Origin of the sequence: Bifidobacterium callitrichidarum, assembly GCF_003129905.1 — a bacterium.
Taxonomy (GTDB): Bacteria; Actinomycetota; Actinomycetes; order Actinomycetales; family Bifidobacteriaceae; genus Bifidobacterium; species Bifidobacterium callitrichidarum.
Window position 1 is genome coordinate 49,388 of the sequence record NZ_QFFM01000012.1, and the last position, 22,465, is coordinate 71,852.

The 22,465-nt window shown below is 54.1% G+C and carries 28 protein-coding genes; 1 reads left to right on the plus strand and 27 read right to left on the minus strand.

The annotated features are described in order from the left end of the window. Positions 1–21: 21 nt before the first annotated feature. From DF196_RS06820 to DF196_RS06915, 20 genes are all read right to left on the minus strand, one after another. The gene (locus tag DF196_RS06820; protein WP_109057108.1) at positions 22–882 is read right to left on the minus strand and encodes a hypothetical protein; all 861 of its coding nucleotides are present in this window, start codon (positions 880–882) and stop codon (positions 22–24) included. Next, complete coding sequence (locus DF196_RS06825) at positions 879–1,181, minus strand: hypothetical protein (RefSeq protein WP_158276288.1); 303 nt, start codon at positions 1,179–1,181, stop codon at positions 879–881. Before DF196_RS06825 ends, DF196_RS06820 begins: the two co-directional genes overlap by 4 nt. Before the next feature lie 4 nt (positions 1,182–1,185). Then, complete coding sequence (locus DF196_RS06830; protein ID WP_109057110.1) at positions 1,186–2,274, minus strand: RNA ligase family protein; 1,089 nt, start codon at positions 2,272–2,274, stop codon at positions 1,186–1,188. Positions 2,275–2,371: 97 nt separating this feature from the next. Next, positions 2,372–2,770: a hypothetical protein gene (locus tag DF196_RS06835; protein ID WP_109057111.1), complete on the minus strand. Its 399-nt coding sequence runs from the start codon at positions 2,768–2,770 to the stop codon at positions 2,372–2,374. A 91-nt stretch (positions 2,771–2,861) separates the two neighbouring features. Beyond that, positions 2,862–3,665 (minus strand): thymidylate synthase, encoded by an 804-nt coding sequence (locus tag DF196_RS06840; protein WP_241519628.1) that lies wholly within the window; start codon positions 3,663–3,665, stop codon positions 2,862–2,864. A 90-nt stretch (positions 3,666–3,755) separates the two neighbouring features. Then, the gene (locus DF196_RS06845) at positions 3,756–4,187 is read right to left on the minus strand and encodes a hypothetical protein (RefSeq protein ID WP_109057113.1); all 432 of its coding nucleotides are present in this window, start codon (positions 4,185–4,187) and stop codon (positions 3,756–3,758) included. A gap of 4 nt (positions 4,188–4,191) precedes the next feature. Next, positions 4,192–4,701, minus strand: a complete 510-nt coding sequence (locus tag DF196_RS06850; RefSeq protein WP_109057114.1) for a hypothetical protein — start codon at positions 4,699–4,701, stop codon at positions 4,192–4,194. Next, positions 4,698–5,360, minus strand: coding sequence for a P-loop NTPase family protein (locus DF196_RS06855; protein ID WP_109057115.1), 663 nt, complete (start codon positions 5,358–5,360; stop codon positions 4,698–4,700). Before DF196_RS06855 ends, DF196_RS06850 begins: the two co-directional genes overlap by 4 nt. Further along, positions 5,357–5,947: a hypothetical protein gene (locus DF196_RS06860; RefSeq protein WP_109057116.1), complete on the minus strand. Its 591-nt coding sequence runs from the start codon at positions 5,945–5,947 to the stop codon at positions 5,357–5,359. The genes DF196_RS06855 and DF196_RS06860 overlap by 4 nt, the downstream gene beginning before the upstream one ends. Before the next feature lie 14 nt (positions 5,948–5,961). Next, positions 5,962–6,261 (minus strand): hypothetical protein, encoded by a 300-nt coding sequence (locus DF196_RS06865; protein ID WP_109057117.1) that lies wholly within the window; start codon positions 6,259–6,261, stop codon positions 5,962–5,964. Positions 6,262–6,345: 84 nt separating this feature from the next. Then, entirely contained in the window at positions 6,346–6,996 is a 651-nt protein-coding gene (locus DF196_RS06870) for a DUF2637 domain-containing protein (protein WP_109057118.1), read from the minus strand. A gap of 103 nt (positions 6,997–7,099) precedes the next feature. Further along, the gene (locus DF196_RS06875) at positions 7,100–8,404 is read right to left on the minus strand and encodes a hypothetical protein (RefSeq protein ID WP_109057119.1); all 1,305 of its coding nucleotides are present in this window, start codon (positions 8,402–8,404) and stop codon (positions 7,100–7,102) included. Positions 8,405–8,503: 99 nt separating this feature from the next. Next, positions 8,504–8,728, minus strand: a complete 225-nt coding sequence (locus tag DF196_RS06880; RefSeq protein ID WP_109057120.1) for a hypothetical protein — start codon at positions 8,726–8,728, stop codon at positions 8,504–8,506. 153 nt (positions 8,729–8,881) lie between these two features. Further along, complete coding sequence (locus DF196_RS06885; protein ID WP_241519626.1) at positions 8,882–9,583, minus strand: C40 family peptidase; 702 nt, start codon at positions 9,581–9,583, stop codon at positions 8,882–8,884. A 110-nt stretch (positions 9,584–9,693) separates the two neighbouring features. After that, positions 9,694–10,455 (minus strand): metallophosphoesterase family protein, encoded by a 762-nt coding sequence (locus tag DF196_RS06890; protein WP_109057121.1) that lies wholly within the window; start codon positions 10,453–10,455, stop codon positions 9,694–9,696. After that, positions 10,452–10,856, minus strand: a complete 405-nt coding sequence (locus DF196_RS06895; protein WP_109057122.1) for a PH domain-containing protein — start codon at positions 10,854–10,856, stop codon at positions 10,452–10,454. The genes DF196_RS06890 and DF196_RS06895 overlap by 4 nt, the downstream gene beginning before the upstream one ends. Continuing rightward, positions 10,853–11,557 (minus strand): hypothetical protein, encoded by a 705-nt coding sequence (locus DF196_RS06900; RefSeq protein ID WP_109057123.1) that lies wholly within the window; start codon positions 11,555–11,557, stop codon positions 10,853–10,855. Before DF196_RS06900 ends, DF196_RS06895 begins: the two co-directional genes overlap by 4 nt. Next, positions 11,554–11,946, minus strand: a complete 393-nt coding sequence (locus DF196_RS06905; protein ID WP_109057124.1) for an HTH domain-containing protein — start codon at positions 11,944–11,946, stop codon at positions 11,554–11,556. Before DF196_RS06905 ends, DF196_RS06900 begins: the two co-directional genes overlap by 4 nt. Before the next feature lie 68 nt (positions 11,947–12,014). Then, entirely contained in the window at positions 12,015–12,359 is a 345-nt protein-coding gene (locus tag DF196_RS06910; RefSeq protein WP_109057125.1) for a hypothetical protein, read from the minus strand. Between the two features lie 105 nt (positions 12,360–12,464). After that, entirely contained in the window at positions 12,465–13,268 is an 804-nt protein-coding gene (locus DF196_RS06915) for a helix-turn-helix domain-containing protein (RefSeq protein ID WP_109057126.1), read from the minus strand. A 125-nt stretch (positions 13,269–13,393) separates the two neighbouring features. On the opposite strand from DF196_RS06915, the gene DF196_RS06920 reads away from it, so the two are divergent. After that, entirely contained in the window at positions 13,394–13,939 is a 546-nt protein-coding gene (locus DF196_RS06920; protein WP_109057127.1) for a hypothetical protein, read from the plus strand. 108 nt (positions 13,940–14,047) lie between these two features. On the opposite strand, the gene DF196_RS06925 is transcribed toward DF196_RS06920, so the two are convergent. The 7 genes from DF196_RS06925 to DF196_RS06955 all read right to left on the minus strand — a co-directional run bounded on the left by DF196_RS06925 (position 14,048) and on the right by DF196_RS06955 (position 22,464). Continuing rightward, positions 14,048–14,881: a hypothetical protein gene (locus tag DF196_RS06925; protein WP_146194726.1), complete on the minus strand. Its 834-nt coding sequence runs from the start codon at positions 14,879–14,881 to the stop codon at positions 14,048–14,050. A 134-nt stretch (positions 14,882–15,015) separates the two neighbouring features. Beyond that, positions 15,016–16,413 (minus strand): 3'-5' exonuclease family protein, encoded by a 1,398-nt coding sequence (locus DF196_RS06930; RefSeq protein WP_109057129.1) that lies wholly within the window; start codon positions 16,411–16,413, stop codon positions 15,016–15,018. Between the two features lie 12 nt (positions 16,414–16,425). Then, a complete protein-coding gene (locus DF196_RS06935) occupies positions 16,426–17,718 on the minus strand; it encodes a hypothetical protein (protein WP_109057130.1) in 1,293 nt (430 codons plus the stop codon). 113 nt (positions 17,719–17,831) lie between these two features. Then, positions 17,832–19,397 carry a hypothetical protein gene (locus tag DF196_RS06940; RefSeq protein ID WP_109057131.1) on the minus strand — a complete coding sequence of 522 codons (1,566 nt, stop codon included), beginning with the start codon at positions 19,395–19,397 and terminating at the stop codon, positions 17,832–17,834. Between the two features lie 11 nt (positions 19,398–19,408). Then, positions 19,409–20,401, minus strand: coding sequence for a hypothetical protein (locus DF196_RS06945; protein ID WP_109057132.1), 993 nt, complete (start codon positions 20,399–20,401; stop codon positions 19,409–19,411). Positions 20,402–20,404: 3 nt separating this feature from the next. Further along, positions 20,405–21,196 carry a hypothetical protein gene (locus DF196_RS06950; RefSeq protein WP_158276289.1) on the minus strand — a complete coding sequence of 264 codons (792 nt, stop codon included), beginning with the start codon at positions 21,194–21,196 and terminating at the stop codon, positions 20,405–20,407. Between the two features lie 146 nt (positions 21,197–21,342). After that, positions 21,343–22,464 (minus strand): hypothetical protein, encoded by a 1,122-nt coding sequence (locus DF196_RS06955; protein WP_109057134.1) that lies wholly within the window; start codon positions 22,462–22,464, stop codon positions 21,343–21,345. Position 22,465: the final 1 nt, after the last annotated feature.

The following is a 22,465-nucleotide window of genomic DNA, read 5'->3' on the forward strand; positions in this document are numbered from 1 at the left end:
AGTTAAGACGCGCCGACAACATTACAGGGAAAACGACTCCGCCAACGCTCCCACAGCCAACGAAACAATCCGACTCTGCGTCTTGCACTGCTCATAGGCTCGTGTCAGTCCGCACATCACGGCATAGGTGGCAGCCGGCTCGGCGCTGCTGAACATCACTGTCTGACCGTACTCCTTCTCCGCTTGCGAAATGAGACGTTGCATGGTTTTCTGCGGCCATTGTCCGATACCCAAGGCAATCGGGAATACTCGGTTGATGAGCTTCAGCGCATAGTCGTTCTTTTCATGGGCCGGTATGTTGCTGACTTGTTTGAAAATCAGGCTCCAATTGTCCGTCATGGATTGGGCTAGAACCTTAACGGATGACTTGCTGATATTGGCAAGATTCTTGTCGCTGTCGGACCTTGAGTCGCAAGTCTTGGCGGCGTTCCCGGAAATCTTGCTCCATATGGTCGAATCCGGTTCCTGATATTCCTGATTCAGGTTTTCGCATATGGTCTTCACGATGGCCAGGAATTTTTCCCGCCTTAGGTGTCCGGAACTAATCTCATAGGAGACCCATATGATGTCCGGATTATTCGGACATCGCGTTATCTTCGACGCAATGGAGTCGGAACCGTTGTCCTTGTCTTTCCTACCGGTGAAGACGCTGATGAGTCGAATGCCTTTGGCTTTCGCCAGACGACGCTTCTTCTTATCCTTGTCCTCACTCTTTTGATGGACGAACCAGGAGCCGATTTCGATTGCTACATGTCGTTCAGGAAACCATAGGTCGAGTTCCTTCCCGTTAAGCTGCTTGTGATCGCATTGGATGATCTGCTCGTCGGGCAGTAGCCAGCGGAAATACTCATAGAACGCGGCTTCCTCCAGTGAGACCGTCATAACCCGAATCCCTTCGACCGGGCATGAATCCACCATGCGTCAGCTAGAGCGGCTGGTGTGGTGAAGTACCAGCCTTTCCAGATGATGCCGAGGATTTCACCGTCCGGCGTTGTGTCGGTTTCGGCGTCTGAGCCGAAGATTCTGGTGGGTTTCCCGTTGTCGAGATGGTTCAGCCAGAGGTCGTGTCCGTTGTGTTGGATGGACCAGTCTTTGCCGAATATCATTCCGGTTCGTTTGGCCCATTCTTCGATTGTCAACGTGGGCGGTACGCCTCTGCCACGTAATCCCAAATAGGTCATGCGATTACAGCCCGTACTTCGTCAGATACTTGTTATTGATGATCTTGAAGCACCGGTTATCGCCAAGCATGGCGGCGAGCTTCGGACTGATCTGCTGGTCGGTGCGAACGTGCCAGACGATACCCTCATCCAACAGGTTCGGCGTAACGTTCCCGCGTAGACCGTCGACTTTGCGGATCATGTCGTCCATGCTGCCGGTCAACGCCCATTCGGTTTCATCCAACTGTGGGGCAGCCCAGGCGAGCAGGCCGGGGTTCCAATCCTCTCGGTCGATTTTGTGGTGATTCTTCCAGACGGCGAAAACGAACGGCTGGAGTTTCGCCAGTTTTAGACGGTTTGACTGGATGCCTGGACCGCACATTTCGAACTGGCAGACCATGCCGGGTTCCAGCATGGTGTCCAATCCGGCTCTTAATGCGACCTGCATGTTGGTGCTGTCCGCCGCCAACTCCCAGTTACGCGAGTAGACGTGCAGATTATTGTCGCCATCCTTGTAGAGGGTGGTGCTGGTACCATCGACCTTCACAGTCGGCACAGCCTTCAGAGACTTGAGTTCTTCCCACCCGGCGTTGGCGGGTTTGCCGGAAACCGTATTCCAAATCTCATCCTGCACTGCGGCGATCGACTGGACTCGTGGAGCGTCGGACTTGTCGCAGGGCGCGTTGAATCGGCCGATCTGATTGCCGCCGACCGGAATCGGCTCCTCGTATTTGACTACGCCCGTCTGCATGGTGATATCAGTGCCGACCGGCGTATCCGAGGCGATGCCCAGCTCGTTCAAGCTCATGATGAGCCCTTGTGAGTAGACGCCGCGGAGTTTCATGGTGCGCAACACGTGTCCACGGACTTCCTTACCGCCTTCGATAAGCATGGTTTTCTGACCACGCGACTGGAATGGGGCATAGACTGGGTTGATTTCAGGTAGGAGGCTGTCAGTTTCGAAGTAAGCGACCTTATCCCCCGGCTTGAGGTGCATGTCCTTGTTGACGACGATCTTCCAGCCGAGAACACGGGCGACTTCGATTCGGTCGGCTCCTTCGATGGGGTCGATGCCGATAATTTGCTGGACGCTGACGAGTTTTCTGCTGCTCATGTTGTTTTCCTTACGATATTATGCAAACGTTTTCAGAGTGTGACCGTTTTCGGCAAGGTAATTCCGTGGACAGAACGGTCTTAAACAGGACTGCCGGTCACATGTCCTTCGAGGTGCGTTCGTCTTCCAGTTTCCGCAGCAGGTCCAGCTGTCGGTCGGCCAGCAGTCGCAGGAACTCCTTCAGGGATTCCTCTTCCGAATAGGATTCCGCCTCATCGGCTGTCATGAACTCGGTCTCAACGGTTGCATTAATCTTCTCGACGGGATGGACTTCTGGAAAATCACCGGAGTAATACTCGTTCTCCTGCATTTCCGTATTACCGCGATACCACGTGATTCGATAATACTTGCCATCGTCGTCCATCTTGACGACGCCTTCCATCCTGGTCTGCCATCGGCTCTCGCCCACGGGTTTGCTTCTGACGATCTTGCCGGTGTCTTCGTAGACCGCGGATTCGAGTTCCTCATCGGTAAAATGTCTGGCGTTGTCGGTCAATGTCTTTCTCCTGCTGTTTTAACTTCTTAACGTGTGGACGTTTACAGTATATGACAACAGGCGGAAAGACTCGCCCGAAACCAACCAAACATCAAACAGCAACCAGCGCCTTAATCGAAGGATGATGCCGGTATCCCATGATGGTGAAGTCGTCGTAGTCGTAGTCGAACAGCGAATCGGCCTTGCGGATCTCGATCTGCGGGTACGGGTACGGCTCACGTGAGAGCTGTTCGAGCACCTGGTCGATGTGGTTGTCGTACACGTGGCAGTCGCCGCCGGTCCACACGAACTCTCCGGGCTCCAGACCGGCCTGCTGGGCCATCATCAGCGTGAGCAGCGAATAGGACGCGATGTTGAACGGCACGCCGAGGAACATGTCGCACGAACGCTGGTACAGCTGGCAGGAGAGCCGGCCGTCCGCCACGTAGAACTGGAACAGCGCATGGCAGGGCGGCAGGGCCATCTGCTCCACTTCGGCCGGATTCCATGCGGAGACCACCATGCGGCGGGAATCCGGGTGGTTTTTGATGAGATCCATCACATTGGCGATCTGGTCGATGGTGCGGTTCGGGTCCTCCGGCGTGGGGGCCGGCCAAGAACGCCACTGGGCTCCGTACACGGGGCCCAAGTCTCCCTGGTCATTCAGCTGCCATTCATCCCAGATATGGACTCCGCGCTCTTGGAGCCAGCGCACGTTCGTGGAACCCTGTAGGAACCATAGCAGCTCATAGGCGACGCCTTTGAAGAACACGGTTTTCGTGGTCAGCAATGGGAAGTACTGCGAGAGATCGAATCGCATCTGCTGGCCGAACAGGCTGATGGTGCCGGTGCCGGTGCGGTCGGACTTCAGGGTGCCTTCGGTCAGGATCTTGCGCACCAGGTCCTCGTACGGCATCGGGATAACCGTTTCGGGGCGCGCGGGGATACGGGTACGAATGTCTGCGAGCTGTTCTTCGGTCAAAGCCATATTCTCTCGTGCCTTTCTTTAATCTTGAGTTTCTGCTGTCAGATCGGCTACAACAACCCCGAGTTTCCGCGGCTTATGATTGGCGATATACGCCCACTTCGGATCGAACACAAGATGCATTATCTCCGGATAATCAACATCGGTCAGATGCTTCGCATCGTACCGGCAACGGTCCCCCATGTGTTCTCGCGCTTGGTTTCCTATCTGCGCATACCACAGATTCATACGACGCTCGAAATTATTCAACTTCTGCTGGCTATCGCCGCGCTTGAGAGGATTACAGGGCGGAGAATCGACAACCAGTCCTTGGTTGGTTATGAGAGGCCCGCTATCCAGCGGGATGATCGCGATTTCGCGTTCCTCATCGAACTTAGGACGATATGGTTCGCGGCCGCTACCCGTTGTCTTATCTGCGGACGACTTATCTTGATTTCGCTGGTTTCTACGCACTCACTCACTCCTCTTGCCGTGTTTTTACTTCAGGCACATCCTCTGACGGAGGCTCGTCCGGCGCTTCGAAAGCCTCGTAACCGAGAGTGATAAGCGCATCCTCCAAATCCAAGGACTCCTCTACAAGAGGCCGCATTGAATCAGCATCGTGCAGTCGCCCGTTCTGCCAAACAACGCAACCGACACCCTCGTAAGGCGGTGTGAGGTCCGCGAACCGGAACGCGCCGATCGTATATGTTTCCGCCCGACCGGGTCCACGCTGATGCAGGATAACCTCCATATGCGGGTCGATTGCGGTTTCGAACAAGCCAATCCAACGGGAGCCGACATGCAGGGAGGGAAGTCCAGTACGAGGTTCGACAGACACTGTGAATTCCTCGGCGTCGAGTCCGTGGCATAAGGCGCCTTGGTCTCCGACTCTTGGCGAGTCCGGCCCCCAACCGTCGTCGGTTCGGTCCGCGTAATGGAAGTGATTGAGGTAGGCGTGTTGGAATCGTTCGTCTTCAGCGTTCATCGATTCTCCTTCGCGGCCATGCGTTCGACGCGACGGTATTTCGCATCCGAATCATGTTCAATCCACTTCCGCCACGTCGGATAGTCGGACAGGTTTACGGTCTTCAACGTGCGGGCGGCAAGCACAGTCGCATCATGCCGGTTCGCCCAGTCGACTGGTTCGAACGTGTTCGAGGAGACAATCGCATATGTGGGCGAGTCCTTTCGCTCCTTGACCAGCCAGTCACAGGAGTCAAGGAACACACTAATCTCGTGAGCGTCCAGCCCGGAGTCGAGCGCATCCACGGCAAGCAGGAACGGCCCGTCGCCCGCTTCAGACAAAGGTCGGGATAAGGCGCGGGATTCCATGCCGAGAATATACGCAATCTGCTGGCCTTCAGAAGACAGTTTCGCCCCGAACGCCCGATTGAACGAGTCAACATTACCGCTCCATGCGGCGCGGCCGATCAGATCGTTCGCGGTCGTGGCACGCGCATCAATCGCATGAGTAACCCACCCCATGTCCTGAGCTGTTTCCTGGAGCCGATTCAGCAGCGTCGTTTTGCCGGCACCGTTCGCTCCAATGAGAATCGTCACGCCCGGCTCCAATGAAATCGTGGCGTGCGGGTAGAGCGGCAGCTGCTCGTGGTTCGGGTTCGTCCCGATACGAAAGTCCGTCACGTTCGCTCCTTCAAAGGTTGCAGGGTTGTCGTCCACGCCGTTTCATGGGCTGCGATGATGGAACGCAGCTCGTCAGCTAATTGGTCTCCATTAACCAGCCCATCCAAGCTTGGAACGTTCTTGTATGGTTTGTCGTTGATAAGAATGACGGCCGTACCGTCTGACGCGGGGATGACGGATATCCAATTGAAGCCATGTTCGATACGGCCTAATCCATCAGGCCCGTTCGTTCGCTCCCAATCACTGTTATCCGCAGCCCAAGCAAGGGTTGAATCTGCTATCTCCGCGTTAGTGCGTTGTACGGCTGAAATCACAATGCGCTTGGATTCGGTTTCCAACCATGCTGCGACAATACCCGGGTCAGGGTTCGAGCAGGCGACTGGGGTTGAAAGAGCGTCCCAACCGAGCGAAGTCGGCCCTGATGAGTCGAGCACAGGCAGGCCGTTGATGAGACGAAAACGCACTCGGCAGATGTTGTATGGTGCGAATCCTCTGGCGATGTTCTCATGATGGTCGACGAACTTGAACAAGCCCGTGCTTTTCAGAACCATTGCGGCGTCCGCCGTCGTGAAGCTGCTATACTCCATGTTTTCGGCTCCTGTTAGGCGATGTTCCAAGTGATGTCCTTTGCCTCATCGTTGGTCTTATGTCCACGGAATCGCAGCGCATGCCCGGCGCAGGATTCGCAGAGGTTGAGTTTCTGGATGCGTACGATGGTGCGGGTCTGCTGGGTGTGGTGTTCCTCGTCATAGTGGTTTTCGTCGATGAGAATCGGGTAGTCGAGCTCCCAGTATTGGGGGTTGCCTGCATTGTTTCCGCAGATGCTGCACTTGTGCGGGTTCTTTTTGACGATTGCGAGTCGCTCTTCGAGGGTGAGGTTGTCGTATGCGGTGTTGTTCATTTTTTCTCTCCGTTTTTGTTTTACTCTATTTTGTGTGGACAATTACAGTATACAGTGAAGAGAGAAACAACACGCCGGAAACAACTAAGCCACAGCATCCTTCGCAACAAACAACGGAGCCTGACTCCATGAAGTATCGGTACCCTTCCGACTCTTCTTACCGGTGGGCTTCCGCTGAGTCATGCCAACAACCTCATCATCCGAGACGCTTTCCATCAAACGCCTAGCGGCTTCGAGACGCAGATACCATTCCTGGAACTCATCGAAACGGACGGAGGAATCCTTATCCTCTACTGCAGCAAGAGCCGGTTCGGCTGTGGGTTCAGCTGCCGTCTGGCTACCTGCGACGATAACAATCAAATGAGTCGAATACATGAGCGCAATCGGCGGAATCGCCATAACCATAGGACCAGCCCAAGCAGGCAACAGGCCGCCATCCTGAATCCAAGCATGCAGCGCGTTACCGAGAATACTCAGCAGGCCGGCGACAATGAAACCAGCCCACGGATACCACCTGTAATGGATGCCATTGCGTTCGAAGCCCCAAACAGCCCAAGTTGAAAGCAAGATAGTTCCGTCGATGCAAATCGGTCCACCCCACGCCAACCACGGCGACGCACCGCACTCGACGAATAGGCTTTGCAGGGCGTCGAAGCTGAGCAGGAATGCGATCAGGCCGATGAGTGTTCCCGCGAGGAAACCGGGCCAGAGGCGGATTTTGGTTTTGTCTTTCATGATTCTTTTGCCCTTTGGTTGTTTAGGATAGCGACATTTATCTGAGTCCGACGAAGTGGGGCGGACTCAGATTTTCGCGCAATCTCACTGCTGATTATTCGAGTTACTTCATGGCTTTCCACGCCACGCCTTCTCCACGCCATCCGCGAGAAGTCACCGTTCTGTATTCGGTTTCGCTGGTTGTGTAAAGGTGTTCGCCGTTGCGCGGATTATAGGCACGCCAGACGTTTACAGAGCCAGCCCCAGACGTATACCAGCCGACGCCTTCTCCACGCCAACCACGCTTCCAAGTCAGTACCTGGTATTCGCGTTGGCTGGCGGTCCAGTGGTGATTGCCGGTTCGCGGATCATAAGCACGGTAAACCGGGGTTCCGGTTTTCGACTGAGTAAAGCTGACGCCCTCATATCGCCAGCCGGAATTGATTAACGATACGGTTTCCGTATCGCTGGCCGTGTAATGGTGCAGGCCGTGGTTTGGATTGTAGAGTCGGTGGACTGGTTGGCTGTTTGGGTCCTGCTGACTATCGTCGGCTGGACCCATGTTTTCCGCTTTGCTGATGATTGTGTTCTGGGTGTTAACCCAGTTCGTCAAGTCTGCGCGGAACGCGGTGGCAGTCATTGTCCTGCCGAGATTCAGGTTTGCACCGTTGCTGTTGGAACGAACCTGAAGCTGGTTATGCATGTTGAGCGCCATGACGTAAGGATATTGTCGGCCGAGATGACTGATGGCTGTCCCGGCGTACTGTATTGTCGAATCGGACATGGTCACGTAATGACCGGTCTGCGTTTCCTGTTCCTGTCCGGCTACACCGTAGTAGACGGTCGGCCAGCCCTTGGCAACCTCGTAAGCGTCATGACGTATCGATTGGAGTCTTGCGTCTTTTGTCGCATGCTGTTCAAATCGGACCTTTTCTTTATCCCACCAACGGTAAACGACGTTATCGGTGATATCCCACGCCCAACCGAGGTTTTCCGCGGAATTGTACTGTTTCGAATGCTTGATGTGATTGGCGCTCCAGTCGGCATCAACGATGCTGATGGCCGTGATTGTGTCGGACATTTGCAGTGGCGGCAGGCCTTCGGTTGCGCGCTTCGCGTTGGCTTCGTCGAGGATGTTGATGCTTCGCAGAAGCAGGCTGATGTTGGTTGCACTGTTCTGACTGCCGGCTTGTACCGAGTCGAGGTATTTGGTTGAGCTGCGATCGGTGAGGACTTTCACCGCCGCCACGGCTCCCTTGTCCCGGAAGTAGGCGATGGCACCTTGGTTGAGTTTCGCTCGTGCGGTTTCGGCTTGTTTTTGTGCGGCTAGGATTTCGATGGATGTTGCGGCTTGCGCGACTGGGGTCAGTGTGAGCGCAAGTGCGGCCAGGATGATCGCCGCGGTGAGTTTGGTTGCGTTTTTGGGCATGGTTGCTCCGAATACTTTTAACGTGTGGACGTTATCAGTATATCTTTAATGCGTTAATAGGGGCGCCCTCCTGATTTAGGAAGGCGCCCCGAACTTGAATCAGGCGAACCGGACGTCGTGGGCGCTATCGGCCACCCACATGTAGTCATGCTTGATTTCCGGCGCATAGCGCATGGAAGCGGTGCCGGTCACGACGTTCTTGCTGTTGAGGTACTTGCGGACAATCGCTTCGGGCAGCTTCTCGGTGAGCATGTACATGGTTCCCGGCTTGTCGCCGCGGTTCATGCTGGTGGCTTGGAAGAATGCGGGGATGGTGATAGTCATTGTTCTTCTCCTTTTGTTTTGTGGAACCGGTTTGGTTCCCGCTCTATTCTGTGTGGACATATTCAGTATAACAACATATGCGAGAAGACACGCCGACAAACAAAAACGGCGGACGCAAAAGCATCCGCCGCACAACACCCAGATCAGAAAACGCTACTGCAACACCCGATAAAACGCCATACCCGGAAACACAGCAGTCACCTTCGTCCCATCAACCGGATTCATGGCATGAATCATCATCCCATTCCCGATATAAATACCAGCATGCCCCGGCCCGACCATCAGATCACCCGGCATCGGATTCGAAACCAACGTACCCATCGACGGTTGAGCATACGAGGAATGCGGCATATTAATCCCGAAATGCGTATACACGTACTGGGTGAAACCACTGCAATCCCAGCCCGCAGGCGTATTCCCACCAGCCACATACGGGTAGCCTTGGAATTGGAGGGCGAACTTCACCAGACTCTCCGCATCCTTCGACGCAGGCATTTCAATCGGCTTCGCCGCCAGCTCGGCCTGCTGTTGCGCTTGCGCCGCCGCCTGAGCCTCCGCCTGCTGTTTGGCCACCGCTGCAGCCTGCTGTTCTGCCGGGGACTGGGTTTCCGGCACGTTCAACGTTTCGATTCCACCCCAATCGCCGGTCACGTCGGTGGTCGTCGCTTCGGCGGTCAACCGGCGTATGGCGATGTTCTGTTTGGGGAACTTGCGTGCCGATGATACGGTGGCCGCCGTTTCAGTGGTCGTGTCGGCGGCGTATACGTTCGGCGTGACCATGACCGAACCTAAGAGGATGATCGATATGCCGGCTGAAATGCCTGCGATCAGGTTCTTGCGATTCTCCAACTCCAACAGAACTCACTTCTCTACAGAAATCAAGGAAACAGCCGCCAGACGGTAATGGTCTGACGGCATTATTCGACAACCAGAAAAAATGATAACGGTTCCCAACAAGAAAACCATCAGCCCAACAGTGGAACCTTGCGATACTTGCCCTTGTTCGACTTGAACAGGAGCGTACCGTCACCGATATTCCGTCCATCCTGCGTCGTGGAGAACGTGTCGCAGAACCAGAACCCGTTCGACTCAGTCACAGTCTCAACCGGGGAGTGGCCGACGATCTGAATGAAATTATGGTCACCATCCCGCAACAGTTCCGTCAGATCAGCCCATACGGGTGACGGCGTCTTCGACGTGCCGCCACGCGCCGCACCGATCTCCATATACAGGTTCGCCAATGAAGCGGAATGCTCCATCTGCTTGTTCAACCATGCGGCGATATTCAACGGCGACTGGTTCCGCAGATCATGTTTGATCTCCCACATGTCCGTCACACCAGCATGAGTGGCCAGCAGACTCCCGTCCGACCATGCGACTCGGAACGGGATGTGTTGCATGAGTTCGTTCACGCGACGGTGTGCGCCCGGCCTGAATCCGGGGGCGATGTTGCGGACACGGTCGAATGCTTGGGAACCGTTGTTCAACATGTAGGGGATGTCATGGTTTCCAAGCAAGGGGATCAGGTCCCTACGGCGTCCTTCGGAGCGGCTCCAGTCAGCGAATGTTTTGAACCAGGCGCTCATCATATTGTTCGATAGACCCCAGTCGTCGCAGACGTCCCCCAGTAGGACGATCCGGTCGGCGTTCTCCCGGTCGGCTACCCGTGAAATCAGTGGTAACAGGTCGGGTTTGCCGTGGAGGTCTCCTACGAATAAGGTGCTCACCAGTTACTGTTTCCTTCCTTATCATTGAAATCCGTACCCATATATTCGCGCGAGGTGACACGGTTCACTGATCGTGCTCCGTCCACTGTACGGTCGATCAACCGTTTCGCGTTGAACACGTGGCGAATGTTCTTGATCTCCAAGTGACCGCCTGTGGACTGGTCGAATCCTTCCACGATGATCGTGCCCAATCCGAAGATACGCTGCAATAGTCCGCGTGTGACGGTCAGGTCGGTGATGCGGAAGAGTTTGACCGTATCGTATTTCTGGCGGAGGAAACCGCTTTTGACAATCAGACTGTCGTCGGTCAGCGTATACGTGGTGAACGTGAACGGGGTACCGCACCAGTTGCGCTTCCGTTCACTCCACATGACCTCTTCCGGGTCGATGCTCGCGTTCACTTCACTGTCTCCTGTCCTGCGGACGGGATCACCAGATCATTACTGGTGGCCATCAGCGTGATACGACCGTCAGTGATCAGCAGGTTCGCAGCCTTGATCTCCGGATTACCGGGCACGGAATACCAGATGATGTAACGGCCCAACGTGTGGATGAGTTTGACCGGTTCGGTCACATCCGTGTCCTGAATGACCTTCAACACGTGGAACCCGTATCCGTCTTCGATGGACCGCACCAGGGTGGTGACGGGCGTCCAGTCGAACACGCAGATACGCCAGCCGATCAAACCGATGACGGACAGGCCGAGGATGATGGCCAACGCGAACTGGTTGCAGACGAGACTCACGACGGTCAGCAATACGAGACCGGCCGCACCGAGAATGGTCGGTAGGGCGACGAGGCTCATCTCCTTGAACGTGGCCGGTTCCAACGGTTTCGGACCATACGGGTCGTCAACCAACGTCGGATTCTTCACCGGCTCCGGCTTAACCTCCTCGGTCTTCTCCGCAACCGGAAGCTCCGGCTTCTTCGCCTGACGCGGCTTGCGCTTGCGCACGCCGGACGGCTGGAAGCTTTGCGGCGTCGGCTTCTTCCCCGTAGCCTTCATGGCGACGGTCTCCGTCTCATCCGGATTCTGATTCTCTCCGGGGGTGCGCACGCTGTCGTCCAGTTCCTTCTCCAAATGCTGGATGCTGCTGTTCATCGTTTCCTATTCTCCATTGCGTCGAGCACGGCTTGAAGCTGCTCGACCTTCACTTTCAACATGACGTTTTCGAGTTTCATTTTCTGGACTTGCTTCTTCAAATCCTGATATGTGGGGCGGCTGCTTTTGGTTTTCACCCTGCGAACCGTCTTGCGGGTCAATCCTTCGGTCCACCGGCTCATGCATCGTTCGATGCGTTTACGGCCGATGAGCGCCGGATCCAATCCTTTGCTACGGAAGATTTCCTGCGGGGTTTCACCGTTCTGCCATCGTTGGACGGCTTCGGCGCGGAATTCAGGCGAGTAGCTGATTCGACCGTTGATGATGTCGTCTACTACATCGAGTCTGAGGAGTTGTTTGACGTCTGAATCCGTTAATGGTTTGCTCAATGGTCATGTCCTTCTGCATTGGCAGACTCGTTTCCGGCTTGCTGGACTCTCCGTTTATCATTGTTCGGTTATTCTCCGTCTCGGATTCGCCTGTATTCGCTGTTCATGCTGGCGATGCGGCATCGTAGGCATTGCGTGTCGATCGGCGGGTTTTTGATGAGGTTGTGGGGCCTGTTGTCTCCGAGCATGGTTTGTCCGCAGGCGGTGTGGAGGAAGGTGCCTTTGAGGTCTACGGCTTCGAGGATGTGGTAGAGCTTGTCTGGCTGGTTTGCGGGTATGCCCCACATGCCTGGGATGGAGTCTTCTGGTCGGGCTGGGTCTTTTGCTTGTTGCCAGTCTTGGTGGTTGATGGTTTGTAGGGTGATGATGGGGTCGGTGACGGCTGTGTCGTCTATGTTTTGGGGTGTTGGCAAGTTCTTTTCTCCTGGTTTTACCCTGTTCTTATCGTGTGGACAGAATCAGTATATAACCTTTTAGGGGAAAAATAAACCGCGAACACCCCCTACGGCATGTTTCGGTTAACGAATCACCCTCAACGTGATCAGACGGGCAGGCCAACCATGCGCACGACCAGCATCTCGAATCAGACCAACCGCACGCTGCGTGATCGCATTCTGCACGCCGAAATACCCCGCATCGGGAAACACGGTGAACGCGCAACCAGCCTCCAACGCTTCCACGCCACCCTCGGGTTCACCCGACTTCGGATAGAACCGGTTCACCATATCCAAATACGCTTTCTGACTGGAGAAGAACCGGACCGTCAACGTCGCATCCAAACCATCAATCATCGACGGCGGGGCAGGCGCACCCGAACCATTCTCAGTCAAATCACCCAACTGTTTCACCAATTCGCACACATCATGCCACTCCCCCGGTTTCACCACGGCACGATACGCGGTACGCTCCACATACTCATCCAAACCATCCAACCACTTCCACGCCTCATGGCTCGGCGCATACGGTTGATCCGGATCCTCCCAACGCCGCACCGTACTCAGACTGACGCCAAGTGAGTCGGCGGCCCACTGTTGGGCGACACCACACCGGTTCCGCAGGAACATGAACTCACTGCCGGTGCGGTTGATGAGACGCTTGGTTTCCTGTGCTGTCAATGTGGTCATAGCGAAATCCAATAGTGTCCTGTATTCCCTGTCGTTCAGTTCCGCGAATGTCAATGCGGCCACGATGTCACGCAGTTGGAGACGTTGGAGGCGGGCGAAACTTGCGTCGGGTCGAATTTCCGGGTCTGTGCTGGTGACGAATCGTTGGATGTTTCTGATGTCCGAGACTATTTGCGCGCTTTGGTCTGGTCTTTGCATGTTCACTCCTTGAAGCTACTTCGCCAGTCATGACTTATCGGCAATCATTATATGAACACATTATGCTCACATTGTGTTGTACCTTATATTACAGGTAATCCGAACAAGGAAAGCAGGGACGGGAAATGCCGATAGAACAACAGCTCAGACCCATATGGAAGAGATGGAATGGGGTCATACCCATTTGGGAAGCGGAGCAGGCAGGCGTCGACCGCGAAACCCTCCTCACTTGGGCGCAAAACAATCCCGACACCGATATCGTCACCACCGAAGCGATAGCCTGGTATCCTGACTATCCGGAAACGGAATCCATCAATTGGGAAATCATCCCCCACGTGTTTTCCCTCGCCAGCGCGGGACCCGGCGCATACCTGTGGGGTCCATCAGTCCTGGAATTCGCGGAACTAGGCACCTGGGGAAGCGGCATAACATTCATCGCCACACCCAGAGAACAACCCGAGAACACAGGCATCCACTGGACCGTCACCGATAAGAAAGCCGACAGCAGCATTTTAGGTTTTCTCTCCCAGAACATCAGAGACGCCATACTGTCCTCAATGAGATTCTTGGACGGCGACAAATACGTTGAGGCGCTAGAAGATGCAAACAGTCGGGGCATTATCACGGACGTTGAACGCTTGCGTCTTGAGAAAGCCAAATACAGGCAATGAGTAAATCACCTCTCAGATTGAAAAACCGGCTCCGGACAAGGGAAACGAAACGACATCGCCCACATGTTGCAGGTTCCGCCTCCTTCTTGACAAAACCTGCAACACATATCAACCTTCGAACGGGTTCTCATCCAACGCATCCAAAATCCGCTGGCGTTGTTTAATCTTGTAATTTCTGTTTTCGGCTTCATCTTCAAGTATTTGCCGAAGCTTGTAATTCGTTCGAGACTGCGGATTCCTTGCTACGGCCGCTGTGATTTCTGATCGTTTCGCCCATGCTTGTTTACGTCTCTTGATTAGAGCTACCAGCATTTTCGGATGAACATTCGGATTGACAGCGAGCCTACAGTCATCCTCAGAGGAATACGAATCAGGCAATAGTGCATAGCAGCGGTTAATAAACTCCTGGTCATCCGATAATTCTCGAGTGTATCTTCGAGCCTCTGCCACCTGTCGTCTGCAGTCATCGTCGAGCGTAGGGTTTTCCTCTAACTTGGTAATGACCTGTGCTTGATATTTGGACTCTATCGATAGAAGTGCCTTGACCCGATCGCTATTCAAATCCGCTCTATCGGCCAATTCCACGTTTTCGTCGGATCTCACGATAGCTGCAAAAGCACCGTCACTTAATGGTTTCTCCTGCCGTGCCATATCACATAGCAGCTGCTTTTCCTCATCGTTGATTTGTTTTAATCGCTCAGCTCGGACGAGAGTAACCGCTACGTCCGTCTCATCATCGTGTGGATAGTAATCTCGCCGAATCCAACGGTTTCCCATTATTCCCGCACTAACATTTGACGATTCCCGTTGATAATCCGAGAGCTCTGACCAAGGTATTTCTTGGAGATTCAGAGCTCTCGCGGAAACCCGGTTATGCCTTTCATAAAAAGACTCAACCTTTGGAAGTTCATAATTAGGATCTTCCGGATCTAATTGAGACACTTCCTCGGTTGTTAAATCTTCTTCAGGAAGAACTGAAGGCAGAGCCCCCCCCCGCGGATTTCCGCATATCTGCCTCTAGGGTCACGTGGCTGTTGGTTTGGATCGTACATTGGTTTTGCCTCCGTTATTTACGGTTACTTCCAGTTCTTGTCGCCGGTGCGTTTGCCGCCGACACCGGTCATCGGATACTTCGGGTTCCATGGGCCGAGCTGGTTTTCGTGCAGCCAGGACATATGGTTTTTCATGGCGACTAGCATTCCGTCCGTGTCTTCGAGGCCGCGATGTACTTCTTTGCTGGTTGCAGGAATCGCATTCCATTGCTTCATGTACGTGTCAAGTTTGAATCCTTTGAGTGCTTTGGCGGATTCCGGCTTAGGCAAGGATCGACTCATTTGCATGGTGTCCATGAGCCGTACTTTGCCTTTTCGATAGGCTTCAGCGTAACCATCCACGTTGGCCATCAGATGATGATGTTCGAATAGGGCGTTGTGGGCGACGAGTGGGGCACTTGTCGCGAAGTCCAGAAGTTGCTTCTGAGCGGCCGGGTTCTCATCCAATGGTTTGTACTGGGTGAATTCGCGAGGATCGATGTGGTTTGTGTCTTCTGCTGGATTACCGGCGAGCGATCGGACGTTGTCGGTTCCGTATTGGAAGCTGCGAATACCGTAGGCGCCGTTATCGCTGGAGTAGCAGTCTTCGCGGTACTTATAGTTTCGATCGGCTTCGGAACGCTTGTCCTCGTGCTGAATGGTCGGATTGATATCCATGTATTCCATGCCGGCATCAACGATGAAATCCGTGTCTGGATTCAAGCCGGTTGTTTCGAAGTCCAGACCAGCGACAGTGTTGGCGTCCTGTCCGGGCATCCACCGGTAGGCTTTCGACCGTTGTTCCAGTCTTGCCTGTCGTGTTTCCTTGTTTTGGGCTTTTATTTCTTCTGGAGTGAGCAGGGCTTTCGCTGCTTCGGCGTCTTTCTTGTTTTTGTCAGTAACGTCGTCCCTGTATTTCTGCAGGAGCTTTTCGACTGGCTGGCCGCCAGTTTCGTCTTGGATGCGCTGGTTAAGCAAATCAATTTCGCCGTCCAGGCGCCGGTTGGCATAGGCGATGGTTCGCGCGGTTCGATAGGATTCGATGTTGAAGCCGTCACCGTATAGGAAGTCGCGGGACATTTGATCATAAGCGGCGTGGAGTTCTTCCTGCAGTTGAACGTCCTTGGTGGCGCCTTCAACCGGGTCTGGGTAGTCGATTCCGACTCCGACACCGTTACGCAGGTCAAGGTCAGCGATCTTATCCCAGTCGATTTCTCGACCTAAAGCGTCGGTTTTGGTGACTTGGCTCCACTGTTCGATGTCCTCTTTGGCATCATCAACCCAAGCGTTGCCTTCTTCACCATATGAGTCGTCGTCATATGTATCGAAGTCATTGTCTTCTGGCGGGAGACCGCCTGGCGTATTGCCATTGTTGGCATCCTTCCATCGTCCGGTTTTGGCTTCGCGTGGATGTTCGCTCGGATCGAATGCCTTGTTTCCCATATTCGCCTCCTATCAGTCCATCGGATGCATGAAACGACTGGTACGCATGACCAACGGTTTCCCGTTCTCCCCCAAAACGGGAGTGCCATCCCGATGTACCAGGCCAAGGGTTTTGATATCCGGCGTGTAACCAAGTTCGGAGTATTCGGCGTTCCGGTCACTGTGATGTTCCAGCAGGAACGTCTGCCGGTCGGCGCTCACCCCTCGGAGATCGCATTTGACGCTGTCATGCAACTGGGGCATATTCTCCACCAGTTGCCGGTCGCTATCGTTGCCGGGACGGATCATGGTCATGTCTTTGGTTTGACGGTAGAAGGCGAGACAGGTTCTGGCCTCATCGCGTTTCATATTGACGTGTTTTCTTGATTCCTCATTGGCTCTCCGAGTTTTCTCGGTTTTGAAGATCTTCTCCTCGAGCTCATTACGCTTGCTATTGAGCTCATTGACCTTCACACTCAACGGACCGGACTCATCGAACGGGAGTTTCCGATCATCCGTATACCGGTAGTCAGGCCACCCATGCCCCGGATACATGAAATCAGGATCATCCAAACCACGCTGCAGACACCTATCAGCCCACGTCATGGTTAGGAGTTCCTTCGCATGCTGGGCTCTATCCTGCTGCTCACCGGTCAAATCCATGGCGTCGGCCGGGAAAGTGACTTTCCCTTTCAACCCTTTACTCGTGGTGTAGTTGACCCGATATCGTGTGGAACCCCGGTATTTGTAGGGTTCGACCTTGTCGATCTTGGTGTCGAACGCGGTGATGGCCCAATACTGTTCGGGCTTGTATTCGTGGATGCTGTTCAGATAGCGTTGGCTTCGGATGAAACGTCGAGGATTATCCTGTCCAGCAAGGTTATCCAATTGCTGTTGGATGGGTTGGCTGGTTTTCTCCCAGTAGCGTTTGTCGCATTCGTCGAGTTTGGTTTGTTCTTCCTGCCGGTATTCGGCTAGGCGTTCGCGTGATTGTTTGACGAGTTCGATGGTTGCCGCGCGTTGTTCTTCGATGGTTTTGGCGAGTTCGGTCTGGACGGTGTCGTCGACGGGGTATCTGTTGTTGATTTCCTCATCGGTGAGGTTTGATATTTGTTCGAGCCGGTTAACAGTGTATTCGTCGTAGAGACGTAATAGGTCGTCTTCTCCACCGACTTGGGCTTCCTCGCATTGGTCGAGCAGGTCGTCCATTTCATCCCGAGCCTTGGCTGGCAGGGATACGGGCTTGCGTTTGGCGTCCTCATTGTCGAATTCGCCGTTGCGCTTGCGTCGGCGTTGGGAGACATCTGGACCCTTGTGTTCGACCATGCGGAACCACTCCTTATATATAAGGAATCATTTTCTGCGGTTGACGCTAATGGTTCGGACTGTGCTTGGTTGCACAGTCCGTAATATGTCCACTTTCTGTCCGTATTATGAAATCAGTTGAAGAGTCGTCCAAACAAGCGATCAATCCGCTCCTCCTCGCCTTTGAACGGCGCATAATCGAAACGGGTCTGATAGGTTTCCTTCGACTCCAGGAAACTGGAGCCATCGCCACCATGTCGGCTCATCCAGGTCTCCGCGCAGCGTGCGAACACTTCAGTCGGAGCGAGATACCGGTCCGGGTTAGTGCCCGTCATCTGCTCCCGGTCGACTGTCGCCCGGTAGTGGTCGAGAATCGGCTTGAAATCAGGGTCCAACGACAGTTCATGATCGGACTTCGTGAAGTCCATGTGATGGAAATACTCATGGGTGAATGACGCCGGGTGGCGAGGGTCCACCGCGATGTTGACGAAACCCGGATGGTAGACGCCGGTCGCATTATGTCGGCCGGTGTACCGGAAGCGGAGGTTCGCCGTCTCAGTTTGTGCGGGTAGAAGATGCTTGTATTTAGAGTATTCGGAGCCTAGTGATTTGAAGCGTTCGAGGTCAACGTCATTGTCGATTTCTATATGGCCGAAGTCACGGGCGAACGGACTGGTTCGGCCTGCTTCCACGTGCGCTGGATCCTGGTTCTTCTTATCCATGAACACGGTTGCGTTCGTTTCGGAGGATTGTTTCTTCTGCCAATCCCGGTTGGCTCGAACATTGCCTTCCGTATTTAGAATGTTGCTGACTGAGTTGCGGAAGGATTTTGCAGGCCCGACCATGTCAAGTTGCGGTATCGCCCGTTCGACGGTGGTTTGGATGATGCGCATCTCGTCATAGGGGCGGTCTTTATTGTCCTCCTCATACTTATCAACGATGCTTTTCGCGTGAGCCCACCATTGTTTAGCCTCATCCAAATCATCGGATGGAGAGTCGAGTTTGATGCCGGTCTTTTTCTCTATGACGGCAATGGTTTGATCGGCATTGGGCATGCCTTTGATGTTGAGTTTATAATGCGACCAGCTTTTACGGTTATCATCAAGGATCGTCCGAATGGTGTCGGATGGGTTTGGGCCAAGCTCATCCATTCCGTTGACGATTTCCCGAGTTGCAAGCATGTCCGCCAGGTTGGTCGTATCCAAGTCGCGGCCGCTTTTACGGAATCGGTAGTTGAATTTGTTGACCGCCGCCTTATGTGGTCCGAGGTTAACGAACAGGTATCGTCCGTCCGGCAGCTCGTAGGCGATATCCTGACTGCCAGTTTTTTCCTCATCCAATCTCATATGTAGGGCAACATCGGAATCGTCACCATCATATCTGACGACACCGGGCCACAAATCGTATACGGTTTCGTCAGCCAAGGCTTCCCGGTCTGCGTTCTCATCCAGAGAGTTGTACAAATATCGGCCAAGTTTGGTGCGTGCTTTAACCGAATCATCATCAGGGTCGAGCGTCGGGACCTTCATTCGACGGTTGAAGTCCAATGGTAGGCGTTCTTCCAGCAGCGTCGAAAGCCGCTCTTCCTCATCGAAACCGGTCTCCTCGTCGGGCAGTTGTCCCGGTAGGTTCCCGTTCTTGTCGCGGAAGGTACCGTCAGTGCGGCGCGGATGTTCTTTCTCGAACTGCTGGTTGACCATCTTCTACCCGCTTACTGTTGATCCGACTCGATGTCATCGAGGAAATCGGAGTAGTTGCCGAATGTGTGGTACATGGCCTGCCCGTCGCCCATGCGTCCGAAGTCCTCGATGGTGGTTCGCTGTGACTGATGGTAGACGCGGTCCAACGCGCTATCAGGGTACTGGTTGAGGTTGAATCCGCGTGCACAGGAGTTGGCGAAGGCGCGGCGTCCCTGTTCTCCGTGGTCGATGATGAAATCGTCTATCTCATCCCATGCATCATCGTCATCCAAACGGTTGGCTTGCTCGTAGAGTTTGTCGGACTGGTTTTGAAGTTCCGGATCGGTCACCGGCCAAGGATTATGCGCGGATTGGGCTCGTGGTGTGACGACGGCCGGTTTCGTTGGAGTGGGTGTAGTGTTCTGGCCCATGACCTGCAGTAGGGATTGGGTGTCGATGAACGATTGTTCGATATCACCGGCGTATGCGGCGGAGTCATTGTCTCCGGCACGATTGCAGGCGTTCGTGTAGATGTTATCCACGAGGGCCTTGTCGAAGATTCCGTATTTGGATGCCAGTGCATTCGCATACTCGTCGTCGTAGGAGCCATCCTCGATCATTTCGCCGATCGCTTCGTAATCGTCCTCATCCAACAGGTCGTTGACACGCATCTGTTCGTTCGGGTCAGTGTCGTATGGGCCGTATGGTTCCATACTGGCGATCTGCGAGTTCACATGCGGTCCCTCAGCGTCACGTCGCCAAACCATTTCCTGATGCTGGTTATAGTAGGTGTCGCCTTCCCGATGGAGATACATTTCCATCGGCTTGCCGTCCATGTCCAGGACGAGAACCTTCATCCCATCCCACTGGTTCTCGTCTTCTGGCATGGAGGGGCGCAGCCGGTTGAGTGCGGCTTCACCCGAGTATTCATCGACTTCGCCAGGCAACGGGTTGGGATTGTTGCCATCCTTGTCCTTGAATTCGCCTTTGCCGTTACGCGGATGCTCTTTGGGATCAAACGCCATGGTTTAGTGCTCCTGCTTGTATTCGTTTAGTTTGCTGTTGATGAAGTCGCCGGCATTCTGGTCGGCCGGGAACGTGGTTCGCCCTTCGACCAGCCAATCCTTGTGGTAGAGACGCCGTTCGCGGGTCAATGTGGCCTGCCCGTTATCGTCGAGGCTGACATGGAATCGTTCGTCGTTCGCCTTACCTGCTTCTCCTATATATATGGAGCCATCATCGGAATCAGGCCATGCGGTCATGCCATGATGCGTGTTCAGATTGTTCTGGACCGCTTCGACCAGATCATTCCCGCCTTGCATGTCTTGGAATTGGCTATGCCATTCAGGATTCTCGCCCTTGTTGGCGCAGAGGACGGTCAGGTAGGAGGCGTCCACGTAATCGTCTTCATCCTCCTCGGCATCCTGCAGGTAGCCGGCTGGCATGATGGAGTACATGTTGACCGTATCGGTTTTCCCGTTGAGGAAATCCTGGACGGGTTGCAGGTTCTCCCATTGGTGTGAGTTCATGTTGTCGATGATCCTGTAATCGTCCGGCGTATCCATGCCGAAATCGATATCCGCATAATTGGCGTTCCCATCGTTATCGTATGGGAGGTCACAGGACCGGTAGCCGCTTTCATCCAATGAGGTCAAACCCCAGCCGTCACCTTTACGACTGATACCGATACCACCCTCGTAGGTTTCCAGATAGTCGGCGGCCTCCAAAGCGTCCGACCGGTTGTCGTACACTTTGTCCATTTTCTCCCGCAGCTCATCCTCGAACACTGCAGCAGGGTCGGCTACGGTTTCCGTTTCCACTGGCAACGGTTCCGGAATACCAGGCTTGTTCTTATCAACGAACTTTCCTTTTTTACGAGGATGCTCGCTTTCCTTGAATTGAGCCATTGTATGCTCGCTTTCTCACGTTAATCTCGTAATCGACAGGCGTCTTGGATTGTCGTCTATCACCATTCGTCATCGGAGTAATCCAGGAGCTGAACCTTGCTTCGGAACTGTTCCGATAGGCCTTTATTGTTTAGTATTTCCACGCATACAGTTGACTTGGATTCGGCACGATTAAGAATCTTCCGGGCTCTCGCATCCCCGATACTTGGATTGCTGACCAACAGTTGGTCCACATACGGGTCGTTCTGGGACATCATCTCATCCAGAATCCTGTCAGGGGTGGCAGGATTCGCAGCAAGTTGGTCTCGGATCACACCTGAATGCTGGTAATTGCTCCGATACAGTTCTTCGGCCATTTCCGGCGTGATGCTCGGATTCATGGAAGCACCAAGGGCCGCGTCACTGTTGTTGTAGGAGCAATAGGACTTGTAGTCTTCGAGGGTTTCCTTGTCCAATGCCGGATGTGAGAACACTCCTATGGTTCGACCCATGTCGTATGGTTTCTTGGCGAGCATCGCATGTAATGCTCGTGGCCCGCATTGCGGGTTGTGTTCGACGTCATAGTATGCATCCGAGTTTGGTTTCAAATGTTCGACGGCCAGGGCGAGGGTCATGTCGTTGCTGTTGGGGTTTCGGACTGCATGTTCGGCTATTTCGCTGCTTGGATATTGTTGGAGTATCCGGTTGATGGTTTCCGAACGCATGGTTGGATTGTCGAGCATGTTGACGGCGATGCGGCGTCGTGATTCGGAGGGGATCTGACTGTCCGGTTGTATCCAGGTCTCACACTGATTGGTCAGGTCGTCACTAATCCCGTATCGGCTGGCGACACCTTCCCGAACCGTCTGCATGGATTCGTCATCGGGTTGCCGGTAGAGAATATCATCAACCTGATAGTCGCTGATATTCTCATTACTGATGATGTAGCCGTCCAACGTCGGATTATTCGCCTCAAACAAGCGTTGGCAAACCTGTTCAGGCGCCTGACGGGACAAGTACTCAACCTCACCGGGAGTCAAATCCTCACCAGACTCAGCCTTCTCAACCGCCCGAGCATTCAACCGCCGCACCCATTCAGGCGTGGAATCCTCCGGCAACTGGTTAGGCGTACGACTCTTATCCTTATCCCGATACTTACCGAACGGGTCACGCGGATGATCCGCCTCGTTATAGTTCGCCATG